The organism is Grimontia marina (assembly GCF_900060185.1).
In the GTDB taxonomy this organism is placed as follows: domain Bacteria; phylum Pseudomonadota; class Gammaproteobacteria; order Enterobacterales; family Vibrionaceae; genus Enterovibrio; species Enterovibrio marinus.
Window position 1 is genome coordinate 72053 of sequence record NZ_FIZY01000006.1, and the last position, 14372, is coordinate 86424.

Genomic DNA, 14372 nt, shown 5'->3' on the forward strand with positions numbered 1-14372 from the left:
GTTACACTCCCTTCAGCGTTTCAATCAAATCTTTTTTATACAAACGGAGCGAGTTTGTAACAACGATTACCGAACTGCCGGACATACCTGCTACGGCCACATATGGTGCGACAAATCCCATCACCGCCAGTGGCAAAATCACCAGGTTGTATCCTAAAGCCCAGGCCAGATTCTGCCGAATAATTTTTTGTGTAAAAGCCGCCAATTTGCGTGCATCAAGCAGTTTTGTCAGGTCATCACCCAGTAAGACCATGTCGGCAGAAGCCTTGGCGACGTCCGTGCCGCTTCCCATAGCAACCGATAGGTGTGCGCCGGCTAAAACTGGTGCATCATTCACACCGTCACCAATCATCATAGTGATTTGGTCGCCCGGGAGGAAGTTCAAATACTCGAGCTTACCCTGCGGAGAAACACCTGCGACTAACTCGTCAATACCAAGTTTGTCAGCAACGGCTTGGGCGGTGGCTGAATTGTCACCCGTCAACATCGTGACTTTGATGCCCGCTTCGTGGAATTTATCGATTAGCGTTTTACTGGACTCACGGATCGGGTCAACCAAAAGGAAAGAGGCAATTGCTTCGCCATCTCGTGATAACCAGATTTGGTGAGGACTATGTTCAGCAATGGTTGAGTTGCTTAGTGCAAATTCAGGTTTACCGATCCGCCATTCATCGCCTTCGAATTGACCTTTTAAACCTTCACCGATGACGTTTTCTACGGTCTCTACGCCTTCAGCTTTGTCGACATCGCAAAAGGCTGCCGAGATAGGGTGGTTGGCATAGGATTCCAAAGACGCAGCGATTGAGGTTGCCCGCTTCGCATCGATGTTCGCGTAAAGCTGGGTCTCAGAAATCGAAACGTTACCTTCGGTTAGTGTGCCGGTTTTATCAATGACTACACGGTTAATGTGCGTCAGCGTTTCAAATACATGACCCCGACGCAGAAGAATACCTAATTTGCCAAAGGTTGATGTCGAGCAAGTCAGTGCGGTTGGTGTCGCCAATGACAATGCACAAGGGCAGGTAGCTACCAGAACAGAAAGCATAATCCAGAAAGCATCTTCTGGGCGGTGGCTTTGCCAATACCACCAGGTGCAGGCTGATATAATCAGAATTGCTGCAACAAAGTAACGCGCTACGATATCGGCGACCTCTGCCACTCTTGGCTTGGCGAGCTGTGCAGCATCTTGAAGCTGAACGATATGCGCAATAAGCGAGTCTTTTTTCTCAGCGATAACCTCAACATCGACGTTTCCATCGATATTCATGGTGCCCGCAAAGACTTTATCTCCGTTTTGTCGAGACTCAGGCATAGATTCGCCAGTGAGCATAGACTCATCGACTGTTGTCACACCGTCAACGACTAAACCATCAGCAGGGAAGGGTTCACCGGGAAGAACACGGACAACGTGACCAATAGTTAAGGATTTCGCGGGAATTTGTTCACCTGATGATAGCGTTGCCAAACGCGGTATCAGCTTGAGAAGGTTCGCGCTGGCGGCTGCAGCTGTTCTTCGTGCTCGCATTTCCAGAAATCGCCCTATCAACAGGAAAAAAGTAAACATGGCGATAGACTCAAAGAAGACTTCCCCTTTACCAGTCATGGTGGCATACAAGCTGGCGAAATAAGCGAACAGGAGCGCTATAGAGACAGGGACGTCCATCCCCAGCGTTCTTGCCTTCAGGTTCCGCCAGGCATTGACATAAAACGGCATCGCAGAATAAAGAAGAACGGGGGTGGCGAAGATCAAACTAACCCAGCGGAAGTAGTCGCGAAAAGACTCATCCATATCGCCAAACACTTCGAAGTACATTGCTACCGCAAGCATCATGACTTGCATGGTAGCGAGCCCTGCGATACCCAGCTTATACAGGTATTGCTTCATAGTGTGATGATACTGTGCTTCCTGGTTGTCCGCTTCAAAAGGAGCTGCTTTGTAGCCAAGTGCATGGATCTTGTTTAGTAGGGTGCTTAGCTTGGTCTTAGATGGTTCCCAACGAAGTGTGGCACGGTTTGTGGTGGTGTTAACGCGAATACGAGATACACCTTCCTGATTGTTCAACTGCTTCTCAATCAGCCATGCACAAGCTGCACAAGATACACCATCAACGGACAGCACCACCTCGTCGATGCCATCTTCATGACGCACGAACTCCTGTTGGACATCTTCGTTGTCATAAAGTGAAAGGGATTGAAGTTCTTCTGGAACAAGGTTGGCTTTTTCAGCTGGTGCCGTGCGGTATTCATAGTAAGAGGTGAGGCCGCTTGCCACTATCGTAGTGGCGACCGCTTCACACCCAGGGCAACACATGATGCGGTAAACACCCTGAATTTCGACTTTATAGGAGTCACCAGTGAGAACCGGCTCTCCACAGTGATAACAGTCTTTTGTCATTCCTTGCTCTGACCATACAACTTAACAGGGTCTTCAGAGGGGAAATTCGCTCGGCCGTTCAAGGCCCATGTTCCATCAAATGCGTTTACTTCAACATACCAGGGGCCAGAGAGCGGTTCACTCAAAGGCAGTCGATAACGGCCAGAAGCGTCGGCATTAACCATTTGTTCAATATCTCTATCAGCAAGTGTACGGTGTTGGAATGTAATTTTTAGCGTAGGATATTGCATGAGCTCACCTTTATCCAAGGTGAAAACTGCAGTGTCATTCTGTGCAGACAGGAAAGCGGAGATGGAAAGTTCATCGGCTTTCTTTAAGCGGGATATATCGAGGTTAATTCCTTTGCCTTCTTTGTAATAGTCTTCCGCTACAAGAGATACCTGATTTTTACTGAAAAGAGTAAAGGTAAAAAGACTAGCAACTACAACGCTGCCTGGAAGGGCAATCAGGAACCAGGGCCAGAACTGCTTATACCATGGCTTATTCATATCGCTTTCCTGTGTGTACTGAAATTCTTGGGGAAAAAAGCCCCTATAAGCAGGGGCTTAACAAATAAAATAATAATTTTATTGATTTTGTGGTGTGCCTAGCTGCCAAACGTAAGCAGAAAGCAACTGGATCTTATCTTCGTCCAGTATGTCTTTCCATGCTGGCATAACGCCTTGACGTCCGTAACGGATGGTTTCTTCAACCGCTTTACGCGAACCGCCAAATAACCATACGTTGTCTGTCAGGTCAGGTGCACCAAAGGCTGGGTTACCTTTACCGTCAGTGCCGTGACAGGCTGCACACACTACAAAGCGTGTTTTACCTTTCGCCGCTTCCTGGGCATCAACCTTGCGACCAGACAGGCTCAGTGTGTAAGAAGCTACTTCACGGACGCCGTCATCACCTAAAGCGTCGATCCATGAAGGCATGTTACCCACACGACCGTGCAATATAGTTGCCTTGATAGTATCTGGCTCGCCACCATACAGCCATGCTTTATCAGTCAGGTTAGGAAAGCCCGACTGGCCGCGTGCATCAGAGCCGTGGCACTGAGCACAGTTCTGGATGAACAGACGCTGGCCTACCTTGATTGCTTCTGGATTCTTAGCAATTTCAGCAATTTCCAACAGCTCATCTGAACCTGGTTTGTAAGCGAGCTTACGGTAGGTTTCACCAAAGATAGCATTTGCAGTGGTTAACTCACGCGCGTATTGATTAATAACATCGCTGTCTGCGAGTCTCTGACGAGACTCTTCAATGTTTGCAACGTCCTGCGCGGAACTCTGCCAGTTAAATACGCCTTTCCAGTTACCCAGACCAGGATACAGTACGAAGTAAACTGCACCGAATACGATGGTCGCCCAAAACATGTACGACCACCACTTAGGCAGTGGATTATTCAGCTCACGAATACCATCGTATTCGTGGCCCATATCTTCACCATCAGCTACGCCATCAAGGTCTTTGCCACACCAAATAATCAGTGCGGCACAACCTACTAACGTACCGATAGTAATGACAGTGATAAATAGACTCCAAAACGTAGTCATTTGTTATCTTCTCCTGTCTTTTTATCGCCCTTTTCCTCATCAGCGAAGACGAGGTTAGCAGCTTCGTCGAATTCCTTTTTACGGCGACTGCTATAGGCCCAAAGCACAATCACAATGAAGCAGACGAAAATCGCTAGCGTCCATAGGGCATGAAAAGATGCCATAAGAGCTCCTTACTTCATCGCGTGGCCGAGTGACTGCAGGTAAGCGATGACGGCGTCCATCTCAGTCTTACCTTCAACGTCTGTTTTCGCATTTGCGATTTGTTCATCAGTGTATGGGACACCGAACATATCGCGGAAAACAGTCAGTTTCTTAGCTGTGTTGTCGCCAGTCAGAACATTCTCTTCCAACCAAGGGAAGCCAGGCATGTTTGACTCAGGCACAACCGCACGAGGATCGATAAGGTGAACGCGGTGCCACTCATCAGAGTAACGGCCACCAACGCGCGCCAAATCTGGACCTGTACGCTTGGAACCCCACAGGAATGGGTGTTCCCAAACACTTTCACCCGCCACAGAGTAGTGGCCATAACGCTCAGTTTCTGCGCGGAATGGACGGATCATTTGACTGTGACATACGTTACAACCTTCACGGATGTATATGTCACGCCCCTCCATTTCAAGCGCAGTGTAAGGGCGCAGATTATCGACAGGCTCGGTCGTTTGCTTTTGGAACAGCAGTGGCGTGATTTCAACAAGCGCGCCCATGCTGATAGCAATGACCGTTAGAATGGCGAAAAGACCAACGTTCTTTTCAACTATTTCATGACGACTAGAACTCATTCGTTGGTCTCCTTATACTGCTTGCTCGACGGATTTGAGGCTTGCTTTTGGTGCGGCAATGGTCTTGTAGGTGTTGTAAGCCATTAAGATCATGCCTGACCAGAAGATTGCGCCACCAACGAAACGAACAAAGTAGAACGGATAAGAAGCTTCCAAAGACTCTACAAAGCTGTAAGTCAGTGTGCCGTCAGTGTTAACTGCACGCCACATCAGACCCTGCATTACGCCGGAAATCCACATTGCAACGATGTACAGCACGGTACCAACAGTTGCTAGCCAGAAGTGGACGTTGATCAGGTTGATAGAGTACATACGCTCTTGCCCGAACAACTTAGGTACCAGATGGTAAACTGCACCGATAGAGACCATAGCCACCCAGCCTAACGCGCCTGAATGAACGTGGCCGATTGTCCAATCGGTGTAGTGTGACAGTGCGTTGACTGTCTTGATTGCCATCATCGGGCCTTCGAAGGTAGACATACCGTAGAAAGACAGAGAAACAATCAGGAATCGGAGGATTGGGTCATAACGTAGTTTGTGCCAAGCACCTGACAGCGTCATGATACCGTTTATCATGCCACCCCAAGATGGAGCAAACAGGATAATAGACATCACCATACCCAGTGACTGAGTCCAGTCAGGCAAGGCTGTGTAGTGCAGGTGGTGAGGACCCGCCCAAATGTACAAAGATACCAGCGCCCAAAAGTGAACGATAGAAAGGCGATAGGAGTAAACCGGACGACCTGCTTGTTTAGGTACGAAGTAATACATCATACCCAAGAAACCTGCAGTCAAAAGGAAGCCTACAGCATTGTGACCGTACCACCATTGGATCATGGCATCTATTGCGCCTGCATATATCGAGTAAGACTTCATTCCAGATACTGGAATAGCCATGCTGTTCACAATGTGCAGGACAGCGACGGTGATGATGAATCCACCGAAAAACCAGTTCGCTACGTAAATGTGCGAGGTTTTTCTTTTGATTAGCGTTCCGAAGAACACAACGGCGTATGAGATCCATACAACCGCAATAGCGATATCGATTGGCCATTCCAGCTCTGCATATTCTTTACCGCTGGTGAAACCCATTGGTAGTGTTATTGCTGCAGACAGAATGATTGCTTGCCATCCCCAGAAGGTAAACTCGGCCAGCTTGCCTCCGAACAGCCTTGTCTGACAGGTGCGCTGCACAACGTAATAAGACGTCGCAAACAGTGCGCTTGTACCGAACGCAAAAATCACCGCATTAGTATGCAGTGGGCGTAAACGGCTATAAGTCAGATAAGGAATGTCGAAGTTCAGCGCGGGCCATACCAGCTGAGCGGCAATTAGAACACCAACACCCATGCCCACAATTCCCCACAGGATAGTTACCAGGGTGAATTGACGGACAACGCGGTAATTGTATTCCAGTTCAAGCTGCTTTTCTTGGCTCATATTGCATGCTTCCACTTTTTGATTACTACACTCACGTATTACAAAGTGACTCAAATGTCACAATGCCACCCCAGAATCAATGCAATGCAAATAGTGATTGATTTATATCCACTTGATGCATTCCATTGCTATTTCATTGTAAAAGTGGCATTTTCGACAGTGATAATACTTCAGTTATTCAGTTAAATACAGGGTCGCACTCTCACTCGATTTACGCTCGGGTAACATTTCTACTAAAACTTTGAGCTCTGTAACACGGGAAAAGTATAGTTCTTATGGCAGCAGAAAAATTAACCACAGGTCGTTTAGTTCAAATATTAGTCGTTATGGCTGTACTCATAACTGCATTTATCTGGAGAACGCTAGAACACAATGAACCCGCCACCATGGTGAAATGTTCTGTTGTGGTGGGTGCTTGCAGCGTTTCTTTAAACGCTGAAACGATCGAGATTAAGACTGAAAATCAAGATGATAATTCACGGGTTTTAGTAGTAAATTCAGTGTACGAACCAGGTGAGCTTCGTTTGTTAGGTGACCCTGAAATTGTCATAACTTCTCAGAAAATTATGAAAAGTGCTGGGGAAAAAAGCGCCTATATTTATGCTTTACCCGATGATGTTAAATATGAGTCAACGCAAAAATGGATTTTAATCATTGATCGAGATCAATTGGTAATTAACTTTTAACATTGAATTAATAATTGTGCGATATGGATTAACAATTTATCATTTGGACACTCAATTTAATCGAACGCGCCAAATTTCATACCAAAGTAGCTATAAGCTGCTTTTTTACTGACAACTAGTCTTCTGAATTACTAAAATAAAAAGCTTGGTGACGTACCGCGTTAGCACTTTTAGAGGAGAGGTAATGGATGAGATCTGAGGCGTTAGTTGCTATTTCGACACACTTTTCGCCTTGGGTGTATTGATAGCAACTGATGACGATGTGATTAACTTTTATTCCTTTGTCCTTGGTATTGTTTTTGTGTGAAAGCTGACAAAGCTTTAAGTGAAGGTCCTCAAGAGAGTGACTGGTTTCTTTGTCATTATCAGGGACGATGACGTATGTTAGGGTTAGTTCGCAATCTGCTTGTGATATGTCATAGGATAACGCCGCAAAGAAGCTCTCTTCCAGTGGCATTGTTAACTGGTCAATCGATTTCTCAGAGACGAGGACAATAATACCATTGACCGGCGCGACATTCCTTGTGACCCATTTAAACTCTTCTGCGATCTTGGAATGAACGAAGGGAAAACAGTGGCGATATCGGACCCGGGGTTCATCTGCTGCGATAGCGTATCCATCCTGCTCATTATCTGCCAGATAAACCACGTTATTACCTTTTTGGGCGAGACGTTTGCTAATTATTTGTCCTAAAAGGAGATTCGCATTAATTACAATATAAAGCTGGCTGTCCATAGCGCGCGCGGATTTTTGGAAAGATACTGACGATTCTATCGTCTATTAATAGAGAATTCAGTGATTAAGCGTAAAGAATTACAGTAAAAACTGGTATTTACAGAAGTGGGGGAGCTATTATTTAAGGCATTGCCGCAAATAGCCGTGTAGATCTAAATGAGAATTGCGACATCATCATCGAGTGCTCCTAGTGCCATAGAAGCTATTCAAGCCATCGCGGAAGAGATTTCGAGAAAGATTTCGACCCCTTCTTTGATGCTTGTTTATTACACCGAGACGCAGGATGCAGAATGTATCAAGCGAGAACTCAATCGGCATTTTCCCAACACATGTGTTATTGGCTGTTCATCATGCCAAGGCACTATGACGGATAAAGGCTATGTAGGTGGACACACCTTGGCTGTTTGGGCAGTAGAAGATGTGGAAGGTGCTTATGGATCAGCGCTTTGCGAATTAAATCCAGATGATGACATAGCAGAATCGGCTAGGGCAGTTCTTAGTCGCGCCATCGACAGCAGCGGTAGACCCGGTGAACTTCCGGCGCTCATCACGCTTCATGCAACACCTGGTCATGAGGAAACCATCCTCACTGCAATTCGCGAAGAACTTGGCATAAATATCCCCATTATTGGTGGCTCCGCTGCGGACGATGGCGTCAGCGGCAAATGGTCGCTAATGGATAATCAGCGTGTCACGTCGTGCGGCATTTCAATGGCTGTATTTTTTCCCTCTGCACGTGTCAGTTACTCTTTCCATAATGGCTATGCAGCAATGGGGCCAAGTGCCGTAGCCACTAGAGTTGATGGCAGAACTTTGGTCGAGTTAGACGGGATGCCCGCTTTTGATATATATGCTAAGTGGTATTTCGACGCTACAGGCACTGAGATAAATACCGAAGCTTTGTTTGCCCGATCTACACTCTTTCCGCTGGGACGTCAGACGGGCAACATTCATGGCATGCCTTATTACACGCTTTCTCACCCGGCAACTGTATCATCGGAAGGTGGAATCCAGATGTTCTGTAACATTCAGGAGGGTGAAACAGTGCATTTCATGTCGGGTACGACAGAGATGTTGGTTTCCCGGGCAGGACGCGTTGTCGATTCAGCCAATGACCACGATAAAAATACTTGCGATCCAATCGGTGGATTAGCAATTTATTGTGCAGGATGCATGTTACATGTTAGTGATTCTCTGCACAGCGTCGCAGCGAACATGCGTCTTTCTATGCATCATGCTCCTTTTATTTGCCCGTTCACATTTGGCGAGCAGGGACAGTTTCTCGGCGGGGAAATTGCCCACGGTAATTTGATGATATCCGCCGTTTTGTTCCACAAGGAAGAGCTATGACAGGAGCAATCTCAGAGAAATTGCAGGAAACACTGTTTGAACTGAACCGTGTTGAAGAGAGAGAGCAGAAATTTAAAGAAGAAAACCGCGCAATCCTGTCGGCAATATCAGCCATGTCTGGTGCAAGCAATAAAATTGAAGTCTTCAATACGTTACTGACAGTGATTGAACGTTATGTATCCTTTGATAATGCTTTGGTACTCACCCGAAACAAAGAAACAGAAGACTCGTATTCCTGTCTGGTTTCAACTTCGCACAACGTAGAGAATTTCCTTTGGCAGGATGGCGGCACGTTTTCGCGTTGTGTGAATGGGCAGACAGTGGTGCTCTACGCGCCAGAGCGTGTAAAAGAGTTCGAACGGCTACAAAGCGAGGATTTTGATTCCTGTCGCTCAGCAATTATTACTGGCATGACGGTGAATGCCAGCGAGTCCATTTTAATCCTGTTCGCAGCAGAGAAGGGACGTTTCGATACCAAAGCGCAGCAAGTTGTCGAACGCTTTCGGCCACTTATTGAACGTACTATCATTGATATTGATTACCGTGAACGTCTTCAATGCTTGGTTTCGGTTAAAACCCAAGAACTGACAGCGAGTCGGCAACGTTTCCGGGACTTTGCCAAAACCGCTGGCGACTGGTTCTGGGAAATTAACAACAATCTTCAGTTTACCTATTTGTCGTCACCTTCCAATGAATCGTTTACCGCTGAGCCTCAGGCGATCATGAACCAATTTAACCGGCAGCCGGATGTGAAGCACAGACTTTTGGATCTCATCCAACTGGAGCAGCCTTTCTCAGAAGTAGAGTGGAAGGTTTACCAAGAAGGAAGAGAACAGTGGATTAGCCTTTCCGGACGTCCTTATTACGACAAACGCGGCAATTGCATGGGTTTTCGCGGTACAGCAAAAGATATTACTGCTCGTAAGCAGCGTGTTCATGAACTCCAGCAGGCGAGACAACAAGCCGAATCGGCCAACGCCGCGAAATCTCAGTTTTTGGCAATGATGAGCCACGAAATTCGCACGCCATTGAATGCAGTGATGGGATTATTGGATACGCTACAGCAGTCACCGCTTGATGGAGAACAGGCTGTTTGGGTTTCCCAAATGGATAAATCAGCACAATTACTGCTCACGATCATCAACGATGTCCTTGATCTATCGAGAATAGAATCGGAGCGATTCTCACTGCATCCTGAGGCGATTAATCCTCGTGACAGTGTCACTGTTGTGTTTAATCAACTACATGAAGTGTCATCCCGCAAAGATATTCAGATGGAAATGGACATTGCAGATGATGTTCCAGAGAGTATTTATCAGGATGGAAATCGATTTACTCAGATCCTGTTGAACCTTGTTGGGAACGCTGTGAAATTTACCAATCACGGCAAAGTAAAGGTCTCTCTGCGTGTCTTTAACGGAAGACTGATACTCTCGGTGGAAGATACAGGAATTGGTATTAAGCCTGAGCGTAAGAAAGATATATTCCAGCCTTTCACGCAGGCAGATGGAAGCATTACCCGTCAGTACGGTGGGACCGGATTGGGGCTGTCTATATGTAAGAAGTTAGTTTCCATGATGAAGGGCAGTATTGATTTTGAAAGCGAGCTTGGAGTAGGCACCACTTTTTATATTGATATCCCATTAGTCGAATCCTCACCGACTGAGCACGTGAAGAAAGATAATACTGACGACAACGACCTAGACTCATTAAATATTTTGGTAGCGGAAGATAGCAAGGCTAACCAGATGGTTGTGAAGTTGATGCTTGAGAAAGCAGGGCATCATGTCGTTGTTGCGAACAACGGAAAAGAAGCCATCGATTTTGTTCACGACGGACATGTGCAATTCGACATGATTTTGATGGATATGTCGATGCCGGTACTTTGTGGTGTTGAAGCAACAAAACAATTACGTGCTGAAGGATACACATTGCCAATTATCGCTTTGACCGCAAATGCAATGAACGAAGACAAAGAGCGTTGTATGGAAGCAGGGATGGATGATTTTGTCACCAAACCAATTCGCGCAGTCGTACTTAAACAGGCGTTACGCCGTCACGTGAAGGTTGAAAGCTGAGCAAAGCGAGGAAATCGCCTTTACCTTAGAGATAAAAGTGACAATGTCAGATTTTAACAATGCGCTGTTCGGCGAACATATCCTCATGATTATTTCTACTTAACAGATAGTTACTGAACGCTTTGGCAATAGGTGATAATGCTTTATCGCTTCGGTGCACTAAATACCAGTGTCGGATAATCGGCATATTTTCCACATCTAACACTTTCAGTTTTCTGGCTTCGAGCTCAAGAGAAATCGTGTGACTGGACACGATGCCCAGACTCAATCCCGCAGATACCGCTTGTTTGATCGCTTCACTGGCACTCATTTCTGCGGAGACATTTAACTCGTATCCATGTTGATGGAAGAAGCGCTCAATAGAAAATCGTGTGCCAGAACCTTTTTCTCTGACAACCATGGGCTCTCTGGCGATGACGGACAGGGGAATATTTCTTTGTTGGCAAAGTGAATGGTTAACAGGAGCGATAACAACCAAAGGATTTTCCATAAATTCCACCGCTTCAACATCAAATTCAGCCGGGGGCTTACCCATGATCACCAAGTCACAATCGTTGCTCTTAATGTCTTTGAGCAATTGTTCTCTGTTTGTCACTTTCAGACTGATTTTAACGTCAGGATGTTGCTGGGAAAACTCAGCCAGAAGTTTGGCAGCAAAATAATTCGCAGTGCTCGCGACGGTTATTTTAAGTTTGCCGCAGGTTAGCGATTTCATTTTTTCAAAAGCATCTTCAGCATCACGCAGTTGTTCAGATATCCGCTCGCAATAACCTAAAAGTTCATCACCGGCATGAGTAAGAAAAAGTGATTTCCCCAAATGTTCGAACAGTGGGAGGCCAATGTTATCTTCGAGTTGTTTGATTTGCATAGAAACGGCAGGCTGAGTGAGGTGCAGTTCAGCGGCTGCGCGCGTGAAGCTTAAATGCGTTGCTACCGCCTGAAATATGTTGAGCTGTCTTAACGTCAAATGCATAACAACCTTCCTTGTTACTTATGCAGAGAGGGCTTTAGGAAGACGTTCGGGTAATGCTCGCGAATAAATGCGGTAAAACCTCTGGAAGTCTACTTGTATCATCCAATACTGAGTAATGTCCTTCACCAAATATCTGACCAACATAACTGTCTGCTTCTGGATCAATCGTCAAACAGAAGGGGGTGATGCCTTGCATCAACACATCATCTATTGCGTTTTTGGTATCAGCCTGAAGATAAAGCGGATCACGACTGTCTATGTCAGCGGGTTCGCCATCGCTGATCATTAATAGTAGCTTTTTTCGCTGGGGTTGCTGAGCCAAATATGTTTTGGCATGTCGCAACGCTGCGCCCATTCGTGTCGATAAACCACCTTCCATAGCAGCTAACCGGGATTTTGTTATGTCATCGTATGCTTCATCAAAATCTTTAAAGCGTTGGTAACGAACATCACTTCGTCCGTTGGAATTGAACCCATGAATGGCAAATGGATCTCCAATACCGTCAATCGCCTTTGCCAACATCACTGTCGCTTCCTGGGCAATATCCAGCACTCTAAGATCCCCGTGATCTCCAGGCAGTGAATCCATGGTCGATTGAGAGAGATCCAGTAGAACCAATACAGCTAAATCCCGCTCGCGCCGAATAAGCCTTTGGTCAATGTTCATATCCGGCAGCGCGCCACGACGAATTTCTTTCATGGCATCAATTGCCGCATCAAGATCTAATTCATCACCTTCAAACTGTTTTCTCAGTCGCTGAAGCCCTTTAGGTTGAAGCGCTTCAACGATGGCTTTGATTTTCCTGAGTTGAGCTTGTCGGCTTTCTACGAGTTCATCGATTTTAGAAGCAGTGCTTTTTTTTACCGAACGCTCTGTGAGTGTTACCCATGCAGGGCGCATTTGATTTGCCGTATAGTCCCATTCTGGATAGTGGAAGGGGGATGATATTTGTTGTTTGCCTTCCAATTCATTCATGCTGACGTTTTCAGGATCGCCATCCCGAAAAAACTCAGACTCAAGAATCCACACTTCCTGCGCGTTATCATCAGCCAGTTCGTTGTCTATTTCATTGACCATTTCCATCACATTGACGGTTCTCTTAACCTGAGGTTCGGAAAGAAGCGGCCATTGATAAAACTCATCACCGTTTTCAAACCAGAGGTAAGTATTATCGTCACGATAAAAAAGCTGATTAGGCAAATTGCCTTCATCATTGATATCTATATCAGAAGCTAAACGTCGGGCTAGCGTGTCTTTATGGACTTCCTGTTCTAAAGAGTTATCTATGCTCAACAAAGCATTGAACCTATTAACGACGTAAGTGAGATGAGCTGGCGCATCTTCAGCATTACCTGATAGCAATGCCAGTGACAGTTGGTTGGTTTCATCGTTGCTTTTTTTGACTTGCTCAAGATGGAAGGGCATCCATAGCTGGCGCAATCCAGGAAAATCTCTGATTGCTAACGCTTCGACGCGGGCATCTTCTACGAGTCCGTAACAGTAGCGCTGAATGTCAGAGAAACCGCCGTGTGGTTTTGGTCGAGAAAACATCAAGTGGGCTGCGGCATGCGTCACAGACGCCCGGTATAAATTTTTCGCCGAAAGTGTTGGATTGCTGGGATCCTGAGCTTCCATGGCATCCGGCAACAAAATAGTGCCGCTGTGAATAGCAGATAGTGGCGAAGAATTTTCTTCATTTTCGGCGTCATTGATCTCGATGATTCTGGGACGGAGAAAGAAATCGCGGCCCCAGATGGCACGTAGGTAAAAATTAAGTTGGCGCTGGGTATCTACAAAAAGGGTACCGCGGCGCTGTCTTTGAAAAATATTCTGACTTTCCGGTGACGCGAGTGTGAAGTAACTGTGTAGGGAATCTATCTGGTTTGCATGTGCTTTAGCGCCAATGAGTGCCCAGTGACGTAAGCCTAAAATGGGTAACGATGTGAGAAAACTGGGAGATCGCGTGAGAAATACTTTAAGGCACCTAGGCGCAGTTCGAGCTAATTCCTCAACAAGCTTTTGGTAGATGTTCAAGCCGTCCTTTGAGCAAAGCCTTTCCGCGACAGCAGGCAGGGTATTCAGATATTGCGATAGGCGCTCCGAACCTAACCATTCAGACAAGATAACAATGGTATCTTTCACATCAACAGTGACACTGTCACTTAATTGCTTCTGAATATTTGGAACGGATAACAGGAACGCAGAAACTGATTCATCTGATTGATATTTTGAGAATAAATCTAAGACGGCCGTCAGGTATTCATTCAAATCAATGACGTTCATCAGCGCTTCAGCTTCCTGAAAGCCAGTTTCAAAAGCGAGCTTTAATCCATCCGTTTTTTCTACCAACTGCGCTTCAACTCTTCGTTTATTCGCGCGCATTTTATCGT

At 46.1% G+C, this 14372-nt stretch carries 12 protein-coding genes; 3 read left to right on the top strand and 9 right to left on the bottom strand.

Annotated features, from left to right (window positions below; genetic code table 11):
• Position 1: 1 nt before the first annotated feature.
• The 6 genes from GMA8713_RS04805 to ccoN all read right to left on the bottom strand — a co-directional run bounded on the left by GMA8713_RS04805 (position 2) and on the right by ccoN (position 6158).
• Positions 2-2395 carry a heavy metal translocating P-type ATPase gene (locus tag GMA8713_RS04805; protein ID WP_062706331.1) on the bottom strand — a complete coding sequence of 798 codons (2394 nt, stop codon included), beginning with the start codon at positions 2393-2395 and terminating at the stop codon, positions 2-4.
• A complete protein-coding gene (locus tag GMA8713_RS04810) occupies positions 2392-2883 on the bottom strand; it encodes a FixH family protein (protein WP_062706334.1) in 492 nt (163 codons plus the stop codon). The genes GMA8713_RS04805 and GMA8713_RS04810 overlap by 4 nt, the downstream gene beginning before the upstream one ends.
• A gap of 78 nt (positions 2884-2961) precedes the next feature.
• Positions 2962-3933, bottom strand: coding sequence for a cytochrome-c oxidase, cbb3-type subunit III (gene ccoP / locus GMA8713_RS04815; protein ID WP_062706337.1), 972 nt, complete (start codon positions 3931-3933; stop codon positions 2962-2964).
• The gene (locus GMA8713_RS04820; protein ID WP_002537147.1) at positions 3930-4097 is read right to left on the bottom strand and encodes a CcoQ/FixQ family Cbb3-type cytochrome c oxidase assembly chaperone; all 168 of its coding nucleotides are present in this window, start codon (positions 4095-4097) and stop codon (positions 3930-3932) included. Before GMA8713_RS04820 ends, ccoP begins: the two co-directional genes overlap by 4 nt.
• A gap of 9 nt (positions 4098-4106) precedes the next feature.
• Positions 4107-4718, bottom strand: coding sequence for a cytochrome-c oxidase, cbb3-type subunit II (ccoO, locus tag GMA8713_RS04825; protein WP_062706340.1), 612 nt, complete (start codon positions 4716-4718; stop codon positions 4107-4109).
• A gap of 12 nt (positions 4719-4730) precedes the next feature.
• Positions 4731-6158 (bottom strand): cytochrome-c oxidase, cbb3-type subunit I, encoded by a 1428-nt coding sequence (gene ccoN / locus GMA8713_RS04830; protein ID WP_062706343.1) that lies wholly within the window; start codon positions 6156-6158, stop codon positions 4731-4733.
• Between the two features lie 275 nt (positions 6159-6433).
• On the opposite strand from ccoN, the gene GMA8713_RS04835 reads away from it, so the two are divergent.
• Positions 6434-6844, top strand: coding sequence for a hypothetical protein (locus tag GMA8713_RS04835; protein WP_062706346.1), 411 nt, complete (start codon positions 6434-6436; stop codon positions 6842-6844).
• 115 nt (positions 6845-6959) lie between these two features.
• Here the strand turns inward: GMA8713_RS04835 and GMA8713_RS04840 are convergent, their stop codons facing one another.
• Positions 6960-7580, bottom strand: a complete 621-nt coding sequence (locus tag GMA8713_RS04840; RefSeq protein WP_062706349.1) for a hypothetical protein — start codon at positions 7578-7580, stop codon at positions 6960-6962.
• 156 nt (positions 7581-7736) lie between these two features.
• On the opposite strand from GMA8713_RS04840, the gene GMA8713_RS04845 reads away from it, so the two are divergent.
• Complete coding sequence (locus tag GMA8713_RS04845) at positions 7737-8930, top strand: FIST signal transduction protein (RefSeq protein WP_062706352.1); 1194 nt, start codon at positions 7737-7739, stop codon at positions 8928-8930.
• A complete protein-coding gene (locus GMA8713_RS04850; RefSeq protein WP_062706355.1) occupies positions 8927-11008 on the top strand; it encodes a PAS domain-containing sensor histidine kinase in 2082 nt (693 codons plus the stop codon). The genes GMA8713_RS04845 and GMA8713_RS04850 overlap by 4 nt, the downstream gene beginning before the upstream one ends.
• Before the next feature lie 46 nt (positions 11009-11054).
• Here the strand turns inward: GMA8713_RS04850 and GMA8713_RS04855 are convergent, their stop codons facing one another.
• A complete protein-coding gene (locus tag GMA8713_RS04855) occupies positions 11055-11981 on the bottom strand; it encodes a LysR family transcriptional regulator (RefSeq protein ID WP_062706357.1) in 927 nt (308 codons plus the stop codon).
• A 34-nt stretch (positions 11982-12015) separates the two neighbouring features.
• Positions 12016-14364, bottom strand: a complete 2349-nt coding sequence (locus GMA8713_RS04860) for a nitric oxide reductase activation protein NorD (RefSeq protein ID WP_232314354.1) — start codon at positions 14362-14364, stop codon at positions 12016-12018.
• Positions 14365-14372: the final 8 nt, after the last annotated feature.